Source organism: Providencia sp. Me31A, from assembly GCF_050487165.1.
Classification (GTDB): domain Bacteria; phylum Pseudomonadota; class Gammaproteobacteria; order Enterobacterales; family Enterobacteriaceae; genus Providencia.
The window spans coordinates 44,814-64,252 of the sequence record NZ_JBKQGZ010000007.1 but is presented as its reverse complement, the minus strand read 5'-3'; the positions used below and the strand labels follow the sequence as shown (position 1 = coordinate 64,252).

Below are 19,439 nucleotides of genomic sequence, written 5' to 3'. Positions count from 1 at the left end.
GGGGCTCAGGGAAAACTGGAAGAAATTATATCTTTGACGTAAAAAAAACCGCCACTATAAGTAGCGACGGTTTGTTAAGAAACAAGTTTAATAGATCTGCTGAATTAACCGATGTATTCTAACCCTTTCATATATGGGCGTAATACTTCAGGAACCTCAATACGGCCGTCCGCTAATTGATAGTTCTCTAAAATCGCTACCAGTGTACGACCCACCGCTAAACCTGAGCCATTCAGTGTGTGAACAAGTTGAGTTTTCTTATCGCTCTTGCCACGAAAGCGTGCTTGCATACGACGTGCTTGGAAATCCCACATGTTTGAACAAGAGGAAATTTCACGGTACGTGTTTTGCGCTGGTAACCAAACTTCTAAGTCATAAGTTTTGCGAGAACCAAAACCAATATCACCAGTACATAAAATCACTTTACGGTATGGCAAGTTCAGGAGTTGTAAAACTTTTTCTGCATGACCTGTCAGTTCTTCCAATGCATCCATCGATTTTTCTGGATGAACGATTTGCACTAATTCAACTTTATCAAACTGATGCATTCGGATCAGACCACGAGTATCACGACCATATGACCCTGCTTCTGAACGGAAACACGGTGTATGTGCCGTCATTTTCAGAGGAAGTGCATCTTCATCTAAAATTTCATCGCGTACCAAGTTAGTTACTGGAACTTCCGCGGTAGGGATCAGTGCATAAGTACTGCTATCCGCTTCCTCTTCCAACGGTTTTGTATGGAATAAATCTTCACCAAACTTCGGTAATTGACCAGTACCATACAGCGTATCGTGGTTGACTAAATACGGAACATACAACTCTTGATAACCATGTTGTTCAGTATGCAAATCAAGCATAAATTGAGCCAATGCACGGTGCAAACGAGCGATTTGCCCTTTCATCACAACAAAGCGTGCACCTGTCAATTTTACTGCCGCAGGGAAATCAAGGCCGCCAGTCAATTCACCGAGACTAACGTGGTCTTTCACCTCAAAGTCATACTGGCGAGGTTCACCCCAGCGCGCAACTTCAACATTATCAGAATCATCTTTACCATCAGGAACTTGGTCATCTGGTATATTTGGAATACTGAGTGCAATATCACGGATTTCTTGCTGCAGCTTGTCTAATTCCACTTTCGCAGAATCCAGTTTTTCACCTAACTGGTTAACTTCCTGACGTAACGGCTCAATATCTTCACCACGTGCTTTAGCTGCACCGATAGTTTTCGATCGCGAGTTACGCTCTGCTTGCAGGGTTTCAGTTTCAACTTGTAAAACTTTACGGCGTTCTTCTAATTCACGCAGCTTTTCCACATCAAGGGTAAAACCCCTGCGAGCCAGTTTTTGAGCAACTGCGTCTAGCTCCGTACGCAGTAAATTTGGATCGAGCATGCTTATCCTGTGAGTATTGTTAGTTATTGATGGTACTTAATATAACGCATTCCAGCATTATAAATAAAAGTATAGTAATTCGCTCTATAACCTTACCGCATTGCCTAGTTTAGCGATAGCGTTTTGTCGCACTAATTTGATCCTGTTGGGCTAACCAGTCTAGTTTTTCAGCAAATTTACTTTCTTGCCCCCGTTTTGTCGGGTAATAATAACGCGTTGCCTTCATTGGCTCCGGAAAATAGTTTTCCCCAGCCGCATAAGCATTTGGCTCATCATGTGCATAACGGTACTCTTTTCCGGCTCCCATTTCTTTTAATAATTTAGTCGGAGCATTACGAAGGTGATCGGGTACATCATAATCAGGCTGCATCTGTGCATCTTTAATCGCTGCTTTATAGGCAAGGTACACGGCATTGCTTTTCGGTGCACAAGCTAAATAAACGATGGCTTGAGCAATCGCACGCTCACCTTCTGCAGGTCCTACCCGTGTAAAGCAATCCCATGCAGAAATAGCTACTTGCATTGCTCTAGGGTCCGCATTTCCCACATCTTCAGATGCAATAGCAAGTAACCGACGAGCAACATATAACGGATCTCCACCCGCGGTAATGATCCTTGCAAACCAATACAGTGCAGCATCAGGGGATGACCCCCTTATTGATTTGTGCAATGCAGAAATCAAATCGTAGTAACGATCACCTTTATTATCAAAACGGACAGCACGCTCTCCACTAACTTCTTTAAGTAATTCCGAAGTCAAAACACGCTGGCCTTTGATATCAGCCTCGGCCATATCAGCCATCATTTCAAGTAAGTTCAATGAGCGCCGAGCATCGCCATTAACTAGCTGTGCAATCATTTGGCGTGTGCTATCAGGTAATACGATATTTTGCCCACCTAACCCACGAGAGGAATCACTCAATGCCTGCAACAGTACCTGTTCAATATCACTTTCCTCAAGTGATTTAAGTAAATACACTCTTGCCCGTGATAACAGTGCTGAATTTAACTCAAATGAGGGATTTTCTGTTGTTGCACCAATGAAGGTGATAGTACCGTCTTCAATATGCGGTAAAAATGCATCTTGTTGGCTTTTATTAAAGCGATGTACTTCATCCACAAACAAAATAGTTCTACGCCCAGCACTGAGGTTTTGTCGTGCTTTTTCGATGGATTCACGGATCTCTTTAATACCGGAGGTCACCGCAGAAATACGCTCAATATCTGCTTGTGCATAGTTGCCAATAATTTCAGCGAGTGTTGTTTTACCTGTTCCTGGTGGCCCCCATAAGATCATGGAGTGCAGATGCCCAGCCTTAATAGCACGAGGCAACGGTTTCCCTTCTGCCAACAAATGCTTTTGACCAATATATTGTTCAAGAGTTTCAGGCCGCATGCGTGCTGCTAAAGGTTGAAATTCATTCTGCGAAAAATCAAGAGATAGGTTACCCACAAGATCCTCTTTTTACCTCTTAACAAATAGGGTATCTATCATCAGGTTAACTGCGCCTGATGATGATGAGTTTCATTAGCCCTTAATGCTTATTTTGCACTGGAACGTTGGTCATCTAAAGTAACCCCTTTTGGTACAGTAAATTTAAATTTACTGGCGTCCACATGACCATTTTTTTGCTCTTTTAGTTGATAAGCACTAACTTGCCCATCTTGCTCAACGGCAGAAAATTTTTCAATTGTTCCATCTGGTGAAACGGTAATTGAAAAGCTTTTCAATGTTCCATTTGTTTGCCTAGGCTTTAAATCAAACGTATTTCCTTGCTGAATGATTGAGTATTGTTTCCAATCCTTCGGGTTATTACGTGTGATTAATAAGAATGGGGTATCCTGCGTGGCATCCGCTAAATTGGTAACCGTCACTTGCTCAACAAATGGGTTATAGAACCACAAGTTTTTACCATCGGAAACCAATACACTTTCATCCGGTGATGTCATATTCCAATTGAATAAATTCGGGCGTTCAAGCCATAAGTCCCCAACACCTTCTTGTACGAGATCCCCTTCAGGACTCGTCACTTTTTGTGAAAAACTGGCTTGAAAACTATTGACCTTATTCAGGCGAGCCTGAAGGTCTTGACTCGCATCTGCCAATACTTGGCCAATATGTAAACTAAAGGCTAATGCGCCCAATAACAGCATTTTTTTCATCGAACAAAGCCCTTTATATTATCCCCCAAGAGACGTATCGACTTTATACACCCCTTGAATAAAACCCGCAATTAGTACATTAATTTATTAAATTGCTGACAAATTTTTAGCGCCCCATTGGCGGTGGTGAAAGGACTTCACGGTTACCGTTATGCCCTTGTTCACTAACAATACCTTGTAGCTCCATTTGTTCAACGATCCTTGCTGCTCGGTTATAACCAATTCGGAATTGACGTTGAACACCAGATATAGAAACTCGTTGTTTTTCAACGACAAACTCCACCGCTTGGTCGAATAGAGGGTCGAGTTCTTCCCCACCACTATCATAGCCACCACCGTCGTTATCATCGCTACAAGTCGTAATGCTATCAATATATTGCGGTTTACCGCGCGCTTTCCAATCATTAACAACTGCATGCACTTCTTGGTCACGGACAAATGCACCGTGTACCCGCATTGGAATTGAAGAGTTTGGCGGTAAATACAGCATGTCCCCCATACCAAGCAAGGACTCAGCACCACCTTGGTCAAGAATAGTACGTGAGTCAATTTTACTGGAAACAGTAAAGGCAATACGCGTTGGGATATTAGCTTTAATTAGCCCTGTAATGATATCAACGGAAGGACGTTGCGTAGCAAGTACAAGGTGAATACCTGCAGCACGCGCTTTTTGTGCCAAACGAGCAATAAGCTCCTCAACTTTTTTACCTGCTGTCATCATTAAGTCAGCAAATTCATCAACCATCACGACAATATAAGGTTCTTTTTTCAGCATTGGATGTTCCATTTCCATGCTATCTCCCGGTTTCCAGAAAGGGTCTGGAATTGGGCGCTGCATATCCGCTGCTGCTTTAATTTTTTCGTTATAACCAGCTAAGTTCCGCACACCCAGCGCCGACATGAGTTTATAACGACGTTCCATCTCATTAACGCACCAACGCAATGCATTTGCTGCGTCTTTCATATCGGTAACCACTTCCGTCAATAAGTGTGGAATACCTTCGTAGATGGAAAGCTCCAACATTTTCGGGTCAATCATAATAAAGCGAACATCTTCAGGCTTCGCTTTATATAAAATACTGAGGATCATCGCATTGACCCCAACTGACTTCCCTGACCCAGTTGTACCTGCAACTAATAAGTGAGGCATTTTCGCTAAATCAGCCACCACTGGGTCGCCTTCAATATCTTTACCCAAAACAATCGTTAGTGGTGAAGGATTCTTTCTAAAATCATCGCAATCCAGCACTTCTCTTAAATAAACGGTTTGACGTTTCTCATTAGGCAGTTCAAGCCCAACATAGGGTTTGCCAGGTATGACTTCAACCACACGTACCGCAACGGTAGATAACGAACGCGCTAAATCGCGAGATAAGGTTGAAATACGTGCAGCTTTCACCCCCGGTGCTAAGTCGAGCTCAAAACGTGTGATAACAGGCCCCGGTGAAAAACCAACAACTTCGGCTTTAACACGATAATCATTTAAACGCGCTTCAATTAACCTTGCTGTTTGCTCAAGCTTAAACATATCCACCGGCTCTTCTTGCTCAGGAGGGCTAGACAGTAGATCAAGAGATGGCATTGGCGTTGTTGGTTTTGGTAATGGTTGATCATTACGTACCAAGAACGGATGAAATAGGCTGTCTTGCTGTGGCTGCTGTGGCTGCTGTGGCTGCTGTGGCTGCTGTGGCTGCTGTGGCTGCTGTGGCTGCTGTGGCTGCTGTGGCTGCGCAAAAGTGTGTGCCGTTGATAACGGACTAGCAAGCCCTTCACTTATATTATTTTGTGAGATAACAGGCGAAGCTGACACCGCGCTAAATGACGGCATAAAGAGTGGATCTGCCGGTTCGTCATCGACTAAATCATCAACCGGAGAAAAGCTATCTAGCACTGAAAACTCTTTTCTCAGGTCAATTTTGGGTTCAAAATTATCTTGCTCCTGCTGATAGCGACTGTCGCTATCCATGCTATTAGCCACGGGTGCAGATGCAGGAATTGTATGGGTATTTTCCGTTGATGGCCAACGATGCTCAATTTCAGGCTGAGTCCATGCGCTCGTTTCCGGTGACACTACCTGCTCAACGGCAGGTTGAGTCGGCGTATCAATCGGATCTAACGCTTGTTTAGTTGACTCGTAGTCTGTTTCATCAATATCACCATAGCGTTCTCGTTGCTGCTCAATGAACTGTGCTCGTAACAATTCATCTTGTTCTATATCTTCATTATTCGCTGTATCACTCGCGTCCCCAGCTGACCACTGCTGGTATATTTGTTCACGTTTTGACGCTTCTTCTTGACGACGTTGTAATTCAGCGTCGCGCTGAGATGGTATCCGAATACCATATAACTCACGGCGAGTTGGTAACCGGACAGGATTCGGTCTTGGTAGCTCAGGTTCCATATTTTGCTTAACTTGAGCATGGCGTTCTAACGCTGCAACTGAAATACCCGCAGCTTCTAATGCCGCAGGGTCTGAAACCCGTTCAGATACTGGCGTGTGAGTGATATTTTCAACAATATCACTCACATTAAACTCTGTTGATGAAGGTGTTGAAACGGGGGAGCTATACTGTTGCTGCACTGGATTATTTACTTGCTCAGCGTAAGAAACAGTGCTTTGATGCTGAGACTCCAGTTGTTGGGGCGCAACATTGTGTGATTGAGATGCAGGTGGAACATTTGAGACTTGAGATGCTATACCTAATTGCGGTTCATAGTCATCAGGCACCTCAAAATGATAGGTGTTAGCTTCATCTACCGCTGAGAAAGATGGTATATTTTCAGATTGTGTCGTTTCTTGTGCCACTGGTGAAACCACATCTTCGGTGACGGCTTTAGTTATTACAACATTTTCACTAGCTACAGACTCTACTGAAGGAAGTTCTTCTGTTACTAATTCAGCAACAGTCGGCGCTGAAAATAACACATCATCCAAATCAATATCAGCTTGATCATCATTTGCTCTATGCTCAGCTTCTTGTGCTCGTTGTAAAGCACCTTCAGTTTCTTCTACATCATAGTCATTTAAATCATCTCCCCTTGCACGATTCGTTAGTAACGTAATAGGGAGAAGGATTGCTGCTCCTATCTTTTCTGCAATAGTCAACCATGACCAACCTGTGAACAAAGTAAAACTAATCACCCACAAAAATAGCAGCGCTAATGTAGCTCCCAATGAATTAAACCAAGGCATGATTGCGCTACTAAACACGCTGCCAATAACTCCACCTGACGCGAAATTAGGTAAATCATCAAAGTTAAGAGCAGCTAAACCACAAGAAGATAAAATTAAAGCAAGCCCACCAATTAGCCTTAATGATAGTGAGAAAAAATCAACATACCTACGCTGACTTTCATACTGAAAAATTGCCCAACAACCTAGGAGCAATAAAGGGGGAATAGCAAATGCAAGGACACCAAAAGCGGAGAAAAGGATATCTGCGCTCCATGAACCAACGCTACCGCCTAGATTCTTAACCGGGGCATTCCATGTTGTTTGCGACCAACTAGGGTCGGAAGGACTGAAACTCAATAAAGCAACCATTAAAAAGATAGCGCTCAAACAAATTGCGAGCAAAATAACCTCTAATAGCCGTCTTCCGCTACTTAGCTTTTTAAACTTAATATGTTTATCTTCTGTATATTCTTGGCTCATTATTGTTTCTTTTACTGACTGATGTACTTTACTTACTTATGTTTATTCTAACATTAATCGTCTTACTGTGCCTGTTTTGCTGTGACTAAGATAAATCGCTACATCACCGCATCCATAGGATTCAGTATTTCATCTAACGTATAAGGATTCAATTTCTATTTATCGTTAAAACTCTTAATTATTTATAGCTTTAAAATCAATAAATTGGAAATTAAATTTATTGATTGCTAATAGAGTTTCGTAAAAAAACGTAAGAAAGGCTTAGTTTGCTATCAAATAAGGGATTTAAAGAGAAAAAATCAGATTTTCATTATATTTAAACGGAACAACGCTGAGTAAACTCAGCGTTGAAACTGCAGTGCGACAACAAAGCTGAAGAGCTGTGCTGAAGTGAGGCCAAAAAAGCAATAATTAGCGAGTTTTAATCACTAAGCGATTGCTTTGTTTAACTTCTTCCATTACCACATAAGTACGAGTATCGTTAACGCCAGGTAAACGTAACAGAGTTTCACCTAACAGCTTACGATATGCGGACATATCAGGCACACGCGTTTTCAACAAGTAGTCAAAATCACCAGAAACAAGGTGACATTCCTGAATTTCTTCAAGTTTTTGAACTGCATTATTGAATTGTTCAAATACATCTGGCGCACCACGGTTCAATGTAATTTCAACAAATACTAATAAAGATGCATCTAAGTAGTGAGGGTTTAATAACGCCGTATAACCAGAAATAAACCCTTGTCTTTCAAGACGACGAACACGTTCTAAACATGGAGTCGGAGATAAACCAACACGTTTAGATAATTCTACATTAGAAATTCGTCCGTCTTTTTGCAATTCGTTTAATATATTCCTGTCGATACGGTCAAGGTCTTTGCCAGGACGCTTTTTATTGTCAATCATCTCTTTATCTCTCTTTCTCTAATTGTTATTTTCTACATCTATAAAATAGCACCTTCGCCGCCACCTTTTTTATTTAAGAATAGTGTTCAGGAGCAAATTTTATTCATAATACTGAATTCGTGTGAATGTAATTATCACTCACAATCATTACTCGTTTTCTAAGTTTGTAAGTAGCGTAAAGCTAACTTTCCAGCAAGAACAAAAATAGGCCATTTCCATTGACCTGCTAGATAATTAACTCTTACATAGATGTTTTCGCAAATGCGCAGCCGATTGTCAAAGTAAATGAATAAAAATCAGTACAAGATTTCGCTTTTTTTTCCAGTAAAACGTTTCGCAGCCTTAATTCAAGATAATTCCTAAAAATTGTGATGCGTGACACAACCAATTTTTCTCACACTTTTTTTACAATTAGTTGATGTTGCCTATCAGAGAAATTAGCAACATGACACTAACTCGCACCTAAACCGCTTTTGTTAACCTTCTATTTCTCCTACAATCTTACTAATGGTTTTTTTAGATTAAAAGAGGAATTCATGAGCACAACTATACATCGCAAGTTAATCATTCTAGGTTCCGGTCCTGCGGGTTACACTGCCGCAGTCTATGCTGCGCGAGCGAACTTAAGCCCTGCTCTCATTACTGGGGTAGAAAAAGGCGGTCAATTAACGACTACGACTGAGGTTGAAAACTGGCCCGGTTCCCCTGAAGGGCTAACGGGTCCGGGTCTCATGGAGCGTATGCACGAGCACGCAGTAAAATTTGAAACTGAGATTATCTCTGACCATATTCAAAAAGTAGACTTAAAGCAACGTCCTTTTCGTTTAATGGGTGACGAAAGTGAATATACCTGTGATGCTTTGATTATCGCAACAGGGGCTTCCGCTCGTTATATCGGTTTACCCTCTGAAGAGGCATTTAAAGGTCGCGGTGTTTCAGCTTGTGCAACCTGCGATGGTTTTTTCTACCGTAATCAAAAGGTTGCTGTTGTAGGCGGGGGAAATACGGCGGTCGAAGAAGCGCTGTATTTATCAAATATCGCTTCAGAAGTTCACCTTATCCACCGTCGTGATAGCTTCCGAGCAGAAAAAATTCTGATCAATCGTTTAATGGATAAAGTAGAAAACGGCAATATTATCCTACACACTGACCGCACCTTAAACGAGGTCTTAGGTGATGATATGGGCGTTACCGGCGTTCGCCTTGAATGCACTAAAACTCATGCTATGGAAGAAATTCCTGTAATGGGGGCATTTATTGCTATTGGTCATAGCCCAAACACGGCGATGTTTGAAGGTCAATTAGATTTAGATAATGGCTACATCAAAGTCCAATCAGGTACCCACGGTAATGCAACTCAAACTTCTGTCGAGGGGGTATTTGCTGCTGGGGATGTTATGGATCATATCTATCGTCAGGCTATTACATCAGCGGGAACCGGCTGTATGGCAGCATTAGATGCAGAGCGATATCTAGATGGACTGGCATCTAAATAATTCATCACTTATTTAGGACGGGTCATTATTTTAAAATAAGGCTTTAATCTTAAACGGATTGAAGCCTTATTATTATCTATCGTCATGATGTCCCTCTTTGTTAACTATTTGCTATTACGAAGTATTTTTAAGAGCAAGTTTATATTGTGGCCCTACATCACTACCTATACTGTTTTTACATAATATTAACTTTAGAAGGTATGAGTATGGGCAACAATTAAAATGTGATTCAATTCGCAGTTATGTTTATTTAATTATTGTGGTGCTTGCTATCATCTAAGGAGTTGTCATCATAGGAACAATGAATTGCGCCGTTCGTTCTGAAAGTCAGTTAAGTTAAATTGACCGCATCCCCGCCTATGTTACTCGCTGTTTTTATCCCCCTCTATTATGAGCTACCTTATTGCCAATGCAAAATCGGAGATTTAATACCATAGAAGAAAAAGACAGAGCATGGGGAAGTTTATTAAACGGGAAATATTAATTTTACCTTTGCAAAACAATTTAATAACAAAACACTATTCGCGTTAAATAACCTATTTTTATTATGTAACATATCTTAATGAAACTGCTATGATGTACTCTAAATTAACCAAATTGCATGGTCAGATCAAGAACACAACTTTTCGTATCATCATCAATTGTGTTGCTAGATCACTAAGTTATCGTTCCATGTGATTTAAAATGCAATAAACACATGATAAAAACAACGTTAGATTGCGCAATCTAACCACACTCAAACTACACCTGCTAACTAAATCATTATGGATAAATCAAGACAGACTGAATTGGTACGTTGGTTAAAACAACACAGTGCCCCTGCTAAGCGCTGGTTACGAATTTCTATGCTGTTAGGCATGCTCAGTGGCTTACTGATCATCACTCAAGCATGGTTTTTAGCCGTTATCCTACAAGCTTTAATTATGGACGGTATACCACGAGAACAGTTAATTACCCCTTTTGTTCTGCTAATTGGCGTCTTTATCCTCCGGGCCATTGTCACTTATATCCGAGAACGTATTGGTTTTCGCTGTGGTCAAGTTGTTCGCCAAGAAATCCGTACAAAGGTGTTAGATAAGCTACAAGAACTCGGGCCTGTTTGGGTTAAAGGCAAGCCCGCAGGTAGCTGGGCAACTATCATTCTTGAGCAGATTGAAGATATGCAGGATTACTATTCCCGTTATTTACCTCAAATGTATTTAGCGGCGATTATTCCTGTGATGATTTTGATAGCCATATTCCCATTTAATTGGGCTGCCGCCATGATCTTATTCGTTACAGCGCCCCTGATCCCTATTTTTATGGCGCTGGTTGGTTTAGGTGCAGCAGATGCTAACCGACGCAATTTTATTGCTTTGGGCCGCCTTAGTGGTAGCTTCCTTGACAGGCTACGCGGGTTAGATACCCTGCGCTTATTCTTCCGTGAAAAGGCAGAAATTAAGCAAATTCGTGAATCAACTGAAGATTTTCGTTCCAGAACGATGGAAGTTCTGAGAATGGCATTTTTATCTTCTGGTGTACTCGAATTTTTCGCTTCGATTTCGATTGCGGTTGTGGCTGTTTACTTCGGGTTTTCTTATCTGGGTGAAATAAATTTTGGTAGCTATGGCTTACCTGTGACTCTATTTGCAGGTTTTCTCGCGTTAATCCTCTCTCCTGAATTTTTCCAACCTTTACGTGATCTTGGCACTTATTATCATGCAAAAGCACAAGCTGTTGGCGCAGCTGAAACTTTAGAGATGTTATTACGTAGTGAGGGTGAGAAAAAGCCACAGCAAGGCAATAAAACTGTCCCTAATGAACCCATTCGTATCCAAGCCAAGCAATTAGAAGTTTTATCGCATGACGGCGTGCGTCTTGCTGGCCCGTTGAATTTTACCATCGAACCACAACAACGTATTGCAATTGTCGGGCAAAGTGGTGCGGGCAAAAGCTCATTACTCAACTTATTGCTGGGATTTTTGCCCTATAACGGCTCTATCACGATTAACGACATTGAACTTAGTGAGTTGTCCCCTGAGCAATGGCGTGAGTTACTCGGCTGGGTTGGACAAAACCCACACCTACCAGAACAAACATTGATAGAAAATATCTGTTTAGGTAAACCCGATGCAACTGAAGAAGAAATTCAGCAGTGTATTGACCGTGCTTACGTCTCTGAATTTTTGCCCATGCTACCTGATGGGCTAAATACCCGTATTGGGGACTACGCTGCTCGCCTTTCTGTCGGCCAAGCTCAACGTATTGCGGTTGCTCGGGTCTTATTAAAACCGTCGCGTTTATTACTCTTAGATGAACCAGCCGCGAGTTTAGACTCCCATAGTGAACAACGGGTTATGCAAACTCTAAATCAATTATCAGAGCAGCAAACAACCCTTTTAGTTACCCACTTACTGGAAGAAACCATCGATTATGACCAAATATGGGTGATGGCTAATGGTCAAATCATTCAACAAGGTAACTATAAGCAACTTAGCCAATCTGAAGGCCCATTCGCTCAATTACTTGCCTACCGTAGTGAGGAGCTTTGATAATGAAAGTCTTATTACCCTTCTTAGCCCTTTATCGTCGCCATTGGTTTTTAATCACTTTGGGCATCATTTTAGCCATCGTCACGCTGCTCGCAAGTATTGGTTTGCTAACACTATCAGGTTGGTTTCTAGCGGGAACAGCCATTGCCGGCTTCCCTGGCCTCTATTATTTCAATTATATGCTACCTGCCGCAGGTGTTCGTGGTGCAGCTATTTTCCGTACCGCAGGCCGATATGCAGAGCGCTTAGTTAGCCATGATGCCACCTTTAAGGTACTGGCTCACTTACGGGTTTTTGCCTTTAGCAAAGTGCTCCCTCTTTCTCCCGGTGGTATCAGTCGTTTTCGGCAAGGTGAGTTACTTAACCGTCTTGTCGCTGATGTGGAAACCCTCGATCACCTCTATTTACGTGTATTATCACCGATTATTACTGCATTTTTCGTCACGTTTGTCTTGATCTTCGGTTTAAGTTACCTCGATCCTCGCCTTGCATGGACGCTCGGTGGCGTAATGTTGTTCTTGCTATTTACCATGCCATATGCATTTTACCGTGCAGGAAAACCAATTGGTCACGAACTGACTGAATTAAGGGGCCACTATCGGGCTATTTTGACATCCGCTTTACAAGGGCAAGCTGAGTTAACCCTATTTGGTGCGATGGCTCGTTTTCGCCAAAACTTATGGGACATAGAAAACAGTTGGCAAGCTCGCCAACAACAACAAGCGGCACTGACAGGGCTGTCCCAAGCGATTATTTTATTTGCCTCTGGGGTCACTGCGACATTGCTCTTGTGGATGGCTGCAGACCATGTTGGCGGAGATACCAAACCCGGCGCGTTAATTGCGTTATTTGTTTTTTGTGCGCTAGCGGCTTTTGAAGCGCTCGGCCCAGTTGCTGTTGCTTTCCAACATATGGGGCAAGTTATTGCCTCAGCCACACGGGTTTCTCAGCTAATGACCGCGAAACCTGAAGTCACTTTCCCAACGGAAAGCACAACGATAAATACCCTCGAAAATTTGACCGTCGATAATATTTCATTTACTTATCCAGAACAGCCATTCGCTGTTTTGAATAATGTGTCATTAACGTTAAATAAAGGCCAGCACGTTGCTTTACTCGGCAAAACAGGCTGTGGTAAGTCCACACTTTTACAGCTTCTAACACGTGCATGGGATACCGATAGCGGCACTATTTATTTGAACGGCAAACCAATTCAGGAATATAGTGAGCAGACCCTACGCAGTGTCATGTCCGTAGTTCCACAGCGTGTACATGTGTTTAGCGATACATTACGCAATAACTTACTGCTCGCTAATGAACAAGCAACAGATGCAGAACTTAACGATGTTTTACATCAAGTAGGTTTAGGCAACTTGCTGGAAAATGAGCTTAAGCTTAACGCATGGATGGGTGAAGGTGGTCGCCAGTTATCTGGTGGAGAACAACGCCGTTTAGGCATTGCCCGCGCCTTATTGCATAATACCCCATTAGTGTTAATGGATGAGCCAACAGAAGGGCTTGATGCGCAAACTGAACAACAAATTTTAGTGTTGCTCAAAGAAAAATGTGCAGACAAAACGTTGATTGTGATTACTCACCGTATGCAAGGCCTTGAAGAAATGGATAACATCTGTGTAATGGATAATGGTAAAATTGTTGAGCAAGGTACTCATCAGGCACTAATTGCGATGCAAGGCAAATATTACCTGTTCCGCCAACGCCACTGGGCACAACAACCACGTTGAGGCGTATATGTACCAACTAGATGACGACTCTTACCTATTTCCTCCCGTGTCTGAAGCGATGCGTGAGCCCAATGGTTTATTGGCCATCGGTGGAGATCTTTCATCAAAAAGGCTGCAAGCAGCTTATTATGATGGTATCTTTCCTTGGTTTAATCCTGGAGAGATGCCTTTATGGTGGTCCCCCGATCCCAGAGCCGTATTGATGGTTGGTGATTTACACATCAGTCGCTCAATGAAAAAGGTATTGAAAAAGCAGCGTTATCGCGTAACAGTTAACCATGCTTTTAAACAGGTTATAGAAGCCTGTTCTGTACGCCAAGAAGGTACTTGGATTTTACCTGAAGTCCAAGAAGGCTACTTGGCTTTACACCAAGAGGGACGAGCGCACTCTGTTGAAGCATGGTATGGCGATCAACTTGTTGGCGGTCTTTATGGCGTAAACGTGGGTCACCTATTTTGTGGGGAATCCATGTTCAGTAGAATGAATGATTCATCCAAATTTGCTTTTATTACATTCTATTTTCATTTTTTGCGCTATAATGGGCAGCTTTTTGATTGTCAGGTGCTTAACCACCATACCGCCTCAATAGGTGCAAAAGAAATATCCCGTAGGGATTTTTTACATATTCTTTATCGGTGGCGTGACAAAGCGATTGATCCCGCCTGCTGGTTACCGCAATCGATTGAATTACCGCCAATTTTCAATTAGTGAATTTTGGTTTTACAATAATTTTATACCCCCATGTAGAAATAAAGATCGTGTTAAAATGCGACACTTCTTTACTTAGTGCGGGTTTTTGGGCATTATCTTGCCCGTTAAAAATCAGGTTATTAAACTTAGAGGATTAGATGGCCAAAGAAGACAATATTGAAATGCAGGGCACTGTGTTAGATACCCTGCCAAACACAATGTTCCGTGTTGAACTGGAAAACGGTCACGTGGTGACTGCTCATATTTCTGGAAAAATGCGTAAAAACTATATCCGCATCCTGACAGGCGACAAGGTAACTGTAGAGTTAACTCCTTATGACCTGAGCAAAGGCCGAATCATTTTCCGTAGCCGTTGATATTCTCTTCAGGCAAGGCCTGACATGACCACAGGTGAAAAATACACCTGTGGTTTATTTTGTTAGAATACCGCATCCTCCGGGGAGGCCTTGTGCACGCTACTGAAGCTGTACGTCAGTGTGTTACTTTTTTCATCAAGCCCGATACTTACCGAGCCACCATTTGTTAATGAACCAAACAGCAATTCATTTGCTAATGGTTTTTTAAGGTTATCCTGAATGGCGCGAGCCATAGGTCGGGCTCCCATTGCTTTGTCATAACCTTTTTCACATAACCAACGACGAGCCGCTGCGCTCACTTCAATTGATACCCCTTTCTCATCAAGCTGAGCTTGTAGCTCGACAATAAATTTATCAACTACTTGGGCGATAATATCTGGCGTTAATGAATTGAACCAAATGATCCCATCGAGACGATTACGGAACTCTGGTGAGAACGCTTTTTTGATTTCGGACATCGCATCTGTACTATTGTCTTGCTCTGCAAAACCAATAGAACGACGTTGTGTCTCCTGTACCCCTGCATTCGTTGTCATCACGACCACAACATTACGAAAATCAGCCTTACGGCCATTATTATCCGTTAATGTTCCGTGATCCATGACTTGCAGGAGAATATTAAACACATCAGGATGTGCTTTTTCAATTTCATCCAACAGCACAACGGAGTGAGGGTGTTTAATGACGGCATCAGTCAATAAACCACCTTGGTCAAAACCAACATAGCCTGGAGGGGCACCAATAAGACGACTGACGGTATGGCGCTCCATATACTCCGACATATCAAAACGTAGTAATTTGATGTCTAATGCTTTAGCTAACTGTACGGTAACTTCTGTTTTACCTACCCCTGTTGGGCCTGCAAACAAGAATGAACCGACGGGTTTATTTTCCAAGCCTAAGCCAGCTCGATTCATTTTGATGGCTTCAGATAATGCATCAATGGCTTTATCTTGACCAAATACTAACATTTTCAAACGTGAATCAAGGGTTTTGAGTTTGTCTTTATCACTCGACGAAACTGTTTTTTCTGGGATACGAGCAATGCGAGCCACCACGGTTTCAATTTCAGGAACACCGATGGTTTTTTTGCGCTTGCTGATAGCGACAAGACGAGTTCTTGCCCCTGCTTCATCAATAACATCAATTGCTTTGTCAGGTAAATGCCTATCAGTAATATATTTAATAGATAAATCCACTGCCGCCTGAATAGCTTTTGCGGTGTAACGCACATCGTGGTGCGCTTCATACTTAGGTTTTAACCCTGTGATGATGCGAATAGTTTCTTCTGGTGTAGGTTCAACAATGTCAATTTTTTGGAAACGGCGGGCTAAGGCTCTGTCTTTCTCAAATATACTGCTAAATTCTTGATAGGTTGTTGAGCCAATAACGCGAATGCGGCCACCTGACAGTAGCGGCTTAATCAAATTAGCGGCATCAACTTGCCCACCAGAAGCGGCACCCGCACCAATAATGGTGTGAATTTCATCAATAAATAAGATACTTTTCGGGTCTTTTTCCAGCATTTTCAACAGCGCTTTGAAACGTTTTTCAAAATCACCACGGTATTTCGTTCCCGCTAATAAAGACCCAATGTCTAAGGAGTAAATGATGCAACCTTTCATCACATCAGGGACGTCGTTTTGCTCTATACGCCATGCAAGGCCTTCTGCAATAGCTGTTTTACCAACGCCTGATTCACCGACCAATAGAGGGTTATTTTTACGACGGCGACACAAAACTTGAATGGTACGCTCTAATTCAGCCTGACGGCCCACCAGCGGATCGATATTACCTTTCCTAGCCTGCTGGTTCAGATTGGTCGTAAAGTTGTCCATATGGTCTTCTGAGACTGGTTGCTCTTCATTTGGCGTACTATTGGAGGATATATCTTGTTCTGATGAAGAAGGTTCTTCACCTTTAACCGTACCATGAGAAATGTAATTCACTACATCTAGGCGGCTAACATCATGCTTACGCAATAAATATGCAGCTTGCGACTCTTGTTCGCTAAAAATCGCCACAAGGACATTTGCACCACTCACCTCACTGCGCCCAGATGATTGCACATGGAAAACGGCTCGCTGCAACACACGTTGGAAACTCAGCGTAGGCTGTGTATCTCGGTTATCATTTTCGGGTAGCAAAGGTGTAGTTTGTGCGATGAAGTGTTCCAGTTCTTGGCGTAATGCGACAAGATCAACCTTACAAGCATCTAAAGCTTCGCGCGCAGAGATATTACTCAGTAACGCCAGCAATAGGTGCTCCACAGTCATAAATTCATGGCGACTGTCTTTCGCTTTCGTAAAAGCTACATTTAAACTAAGCTCCAGTTCTTGATTGAGCATAAGCACCTCCCAAAATTGATATTAAGCCCGGTCAGACCTTCTCTATAGTGCAAAGCAAAGGGTACTCATGTTCACGGGCAAAAGTATTGACCTGTGCCGCTTTTGTTTCAGCAACCTCTGCGGTAAAAATTCCACAAACTCCCTTTCCTTGAAAATGGACATCTAACATTATCTGTGTAGCGCGTTCTTCATCAAAAGAAAAGTATTTTTGTAACACTTCGACAACAAAATCCATCGGAGTATAATCGTCATTATTTAATAGTACCTTATACATTGATGGTGGCTGTAAGGTTTGATCCACTTCATCTTTAAAAATGACGTCAGTTTTAAATGTGCCCAGAAAATCACTCATTACTTTCTTGCTCAGTGTTTAACTTCAATTTAAGCATAGTCTTTATTATCAACGATTTCTATCAGTCATGCTGATAGTCTTACCAAACTATGCCGTTAGAGACCATACTCTTTTTTTCTTATCAATCTTTAAATCACAGTGTAACACGGCTGATTCACTAACTCCTATAATTAGCAATTTGTGAGCCACATCAAATATCACAGAAAATAGCCGTCAACGTTTATCGAATTCTTAACACTTTACCATAATTCCTGAGACTCTCCTCTTGACCTGAGAATCTAATTTATTACAGTATGTTTTGCGAGCAATGAACGCAGTATTTTTACTTAAATTCTGTGTATTTTTTATACATTTCTGTAAACATAATATTTACAAATTTAAAGGATAAAATATGGAGACAGGTATCGTTAAGTGGTTCAATAACGCAAAAGGCTTTGGTTTTATTTGCTCGGCTGATGGCGGAGAAGATATTTTTGCTCACTATTCCTGTATCAAGATGGACGGCTACAGGACGCTAAAAGCAGGCCAGAAAGTTCAATTCAGCGTAATTATTGGCCCAAAAGGTAACCATGCTGACCTCATTATTCCTATTGAAGCTGAAGATAGCCCTACCGATAGCAGCGAATTGAATTAATTTTTTAATCAATAGAGCACAGTTAATTATTTCAATTACATTGATGAGGTCAATAATTAACTGTGGCTATTCTTTGAAATTACTGAGTTTTATTACCGCCAGTTTGTAAATGACACATATCACCATACAGCGATGTTAATAACGCGTACTGTTCAATATCGTAGAATGCGCACTGATTTGCAGTAAACTCTTTTGCAACTTCAATCATAAATTTCACGGCAGCAGCAATATCCACTTCATGGCTTGCCCCCGTTGAACACCCTGGCACTAGTGTTTCTGAGCAGATAGCAACCCCGACAACAGGTGCTGATGTTGATACCGCTGGTTGTAAAATGCTATTGATGTGGTGAAGGCCATTACCGTATGGAGTGATGTCTTGAATAGATAATGGAAATGTGATGGCTTTTTGCCCACTACTCCACTCCATTAAACGGATCAAGTCCTCAGATACTGGTAGGATATAACCATTTTTCACCGTAGGTGACAGCGCATAACCCTTGTGATTGAGTAAGCGATTTCCTTTGGTCGTATCCACTGATAAAACCGCATCCGCCTCTGGAATTGCCTCATGTTGGTTCATTGTGGCATCTTCAAGAGGAGAATCCATAAAATCAACAGGTGTATGTGGGCGTGTTGGCGCATTCGGGCAAACATGCGTAGTGATAATAACATCGCCCACTAATTTATCCCCTTTTTCGTGCATTTGAGCCAATTTTAATGCTGTAGCAATCGCTGCAATGGCGCCATCAGCATCAGAAACAACCCCAATGCGAGATGGCCTAGCACCAATGCCACCTAGGCGGCCAATAATACCCAATGTTGGGGCATTTTTACCTTGGAGTTTACCTTGCGTGCCGGGTATGCTGATACGAATAAAATCGCTTTGACCTTTATGGTCTTTAACTGTTTTGGATATTACTTCGATTTGTGGGAAATTTTGGAACAATTCAACAATGTCTTCTCCCTTAACACTAGCGCAATCGATCACATCGTAAACGCAAAGAGTTTGTTTTAGACTCATTGTACTTCCTTCAATTTTAATTATTTTTTATAAGAATGAAGGGCTACTCCGAAGCTATTCGATATGCTTCCTTTCGCCCTGTATGAAACCCTAAAACTATCTAGGTTCCATTTTTCCTGATGA

14 protein-coding genes are annotated in these 19,439 nt (G+C 42.0%); 6 read left to right on the top strand and 8 right to left on the bottom strand.

What is annotated here, in order from left to right; translation table 11 throughout:
- Positions 1-104 precede the first annotated feature (104 nt).
- From serS to lrp, 5 genes are all read right to left on the bottom strand, one after another.
- On the bottom strand, positions 105-1,397 hold the full coding sequence (gene serS, locus ACLPIE_RS07245; RefSeq protein WP_430260853.1) for a serine--tRNA ligase: 1,293 nt from the start codon (positions 1,395-1,397) through the stop codon (positions 105-107).
- 109 nt (positions 1,398-1,506) lie between these two features.
- Complete coding sequence (locus tag ACLPIE_RS07240) at positions 1,507-2,850, bottom strand: replication-associated recombination protein A (protein WP_430260852.1); 1,344 nt, start codon at positions 2,848-2,850, stop codon at positions 1,507-1,509.
- A gap of 89 nt (positions 2,851-2,939) precedes the next feature.
- Positions 2,940-3,560, bottom strand: a complete 621-nt coding sequence (lolA, locus tag ACLPIE_RS07235) for an outer membrane lipoprotein chaperone LolA (RefSeq protein ID WP_430260851.1) — start codon at positions 3,558-3,560, stop codon at positions 2,940-2,942.
- A gap of 106 nt (positions 3,561-3,666) precedes the next feature.
- Positions 3,667-7,215 (bottom strand): DNA translocase FtsK 4TM domain-containing protein, encoded by a 3,549-nt coding sequence (locus ACLPIE_RS07230; RefSeq protein ID WP_430260850.1) that lies wholly within the window; start codon positions 7,213-7,215, stop codon positions 3,667-3,669.
- Positions 7,216-7,626: 411 nt separating this feature from the next.
- On the bottom strand, positions 7,627-8,121 hold the full coding sequence (gene lrp / locus ACLPIE_RS07225) for a leucine-responsive transcriptional regulator Lrp (RefSeq protein WP_430260849.1): 495 nt from the start codon (positions 8,119-8,121) through the stop codon (positions 7,627-7,629).
- A 536-nt stretch (positions 8,122-8,657) separates the two neighbouring features.
- Between lrp and trxB the strand changes: the two genes are divergently transcribed.
- From trxB to infA, 5 genes are all read left to right on the top strand, one after another.
- Positions 8,658-9,617 (top strand): thioredoxin-disulfide reductase, encoded by a 960-nt coding sequence (gene trxB / locus ACLPIE_RS07220; RefSeq protein WP_430260848.1) that lies wholly within the window; start codon positions 8,658-8,660, stop codon positions 9,615-9,617.
- A gap of 764 nt (positions 9,618-10,381) precedes the next feature.
- The gene (gene cydD / locus ACLPIE_RS07215) at positions 10,382-12,148 is read left to right on the top strand and encodes a heme ABC transporter permease/ATP-binding protein CydD (RefSeq protein ID WP_430260847.1); all 1,767 of its coding nucleotides are present in this window, start codon (positions 10,382-10,384) and stop codon (positions 12,146-12,148) included.
- 2 nt (positions 12,149-12,150) lie between these two features.
- Complete coding sequence (gene cydC / locus ACLPIE_RS07210; protein ID WP_430260846.1) at positions 12,151-13,893, top strand: heme ABC transporter ATP-binding protein/permease CydC; 1,743 nt, start codon at positions 12,151-12,153, stop codon at positions 13,891-13,893.
- A 7-nt stretch (positions 13,894-13,900) separates the two neighbouring features.
- Complete coding sequence (gene aat / locus ACLPIE_RS07205; RefSeq protein ID WP_430260845.1) at positions 13,901-14,602, top strand: leucyl/phenylalanyl-tRNA--protein transferase; 702 nt, start codon at positions 13,901-13,903, stop codon at positions 14,600-14,602.
- A gap of 140 nt (positions 14,603-14,742) precedes the next feature.
- Positions 14,743-14,961 (top strand): translation initiation factor IF-1, encoded by a 219-nt coding sequence (infA, locus tag ACLPIE_RS07200; protein WP_004244560.1) that lies wholly within the window; start codon positions 14,743-14,745, stop codon positions 14,959-14,961.
- A 62-nt stretch (positions 14,962-15,023) separates the two neighbouring features.
- Here the strand turns inward: infA and clpA are convergent, their stop codons facing one another.
- Together clpA and clpS are read right to left on the bottom strand one after the other, a co-directional pair.
- Positions 15,024-17,309, bottom strand: coding sequence for an ATP-dependent Clp protease ATP-binding subunit ClpA (gene clpA / locus ACLPIE_RS07195; RefSeq protein WP_430260844.1), 2,286 nt, complete (start codon positions 17,307-17,309; stop codon positions 15,024-15,026).
- Positions 17,310-17,340: 31 nt separating this feature from the next.
- Positions 17,341-17,661 (bottom strand): ATP-dependent Clp protease adapter ClpS, encoded by a 321-nt coding sequence (gene clpS, locus ACLPIE_RS07190; protein ID WP_430260843.1) that lies wholly within the window; start codon positions 17,659-17,661, stop codon positions 17,341-17,343.
- 391 nt (positions 17,662-18,052) lie between these two features.
- On the opposite strand from clpS, the gene cspD reads away from it, so the two are divergent.
- On the top strand, positions 18,053-18,295 hold the full coding sequence (cspD, locus tag ACLPIE_RS07185) for a cold shock domain-containing protein CspD (RefSeq protein ID WP_430260842.1): 243 nt from the start codon (positions 18,053-18,055) through the stop codon (positions 18,293-18,295).
- A gap of 79 nt (positions 18,296-18,374) precedes the next feature.
- Here cspD and ACLPIE_RS07180 read toward each other — a convergent pair whose 3' ends face one another.
- The gene (locus tag ACLPIE_RS07180; RefSeq protein ID WP_430260841.1) at positions 18,375-19,316 is read right to left on the bottom strand and encodes a DUF1177 domain-containing protein; all 942 of its coding nucleotides are present in this window, start codon (positions 19,314-19,316) and stop codon (positions 18,375-18,377) included.
- Between the last annotated feature and the right edge of the window lie 123 nt (positions 19,317-19,439).

What these genes read in the sequence shown, in the direction of transcription:
- serS (WP_430260853.1), bottom strand. Translation starts at nt 1,397, where the DNA reads ATGCTCGATCCAAATTTACTGCGTACGGAGCTAGACGCAGTTGCTCAA.
- lolA (WP_430260851.1), bottom strand. Translation starts at nt 3,560, where the DNA reads ATGAAAAAAATGCTGTTATTGGGCGCATTAGCCTTTAGTTTACATATT.
- ACLPIE_RS07230 (WP_430260850.1), bottom strand. Translation starts at nt 7,215, where the DNA reads ATGAGCCAAGAATATACAGAAGATAAACATATTAAGTTTAAAAAGCTA.
- lrp (WP_430260849.1), bottom strand. Translation starts at nt 8,121, where the DNA reads ATGATTGACAATAAAAAGCGTCCTGGCAAAGACCTTGACCGTATCGAC.
- trxB (WP_430260848.1), top strand. Translation starts at nt 8,658, where the DNA reads ATGAGCACAACTATACATCGCAAGTTAATCATTCTAGGTTCCGGTCCT.
- cydD (WP_430260847.1), top strand. Translation starts at nt 10,382, where the DNA reads ATGGATAAATCAAGACAGACTGAATTGGTACGTTGGTTAAAACAACAC.
- cydC (WP_430260846.1), top strand. Translation starts at nt 12,151, where the DNA reads ATGAAAGTCTTATTACCCTTCTTAGCCCTTTATCGTCGCCATTGGTTT.
- aat (WP_430260845.1), top strand. Translation starts at nt 13,901, where the DNA reads ATGTACCAACTAGATGACGACTCTTACCTATTTCCTCCCGTGTCTGAA.
- infA (WP_004244560.1), top strand. Translation starts at nt 14,743, where the DNA reads ATGGCCAAAGAAGACAATATTGAAATGCAGGGCACTGTGTTAGATACC.
- clpA (WP_430260844.1), bottom strand. Translation starts at nt 17,309, where the DNA reads ATGCTCAATCAAGAACTGGAGCTTAGTTTAAATGTAGCTTTTACGAAA.
- clpS (WP_430260843.1), bottom strand. Translation starts at nt 17,661, where the DNA reads ATGAGTGATTTTCTGGGCACATTTAAAACTGACGTCATTTTTAAAGAT.
- cspD (WP_430260842.1), top strand. Translation starts at nt 18,053, where the DNA reads ATGGAGACAGGTATCGTTAAGTGGTTCAATAACGCAAAAGGCTTTGGT.
- ACLPIE_RS07180 (WP_430260841.1), bottom strand. Translation starts at nt 19,316, where the DNA reads ATGAGTCTAAAACAAACTCTTTGCGTTTACGATGTGATCGATTGCGCT.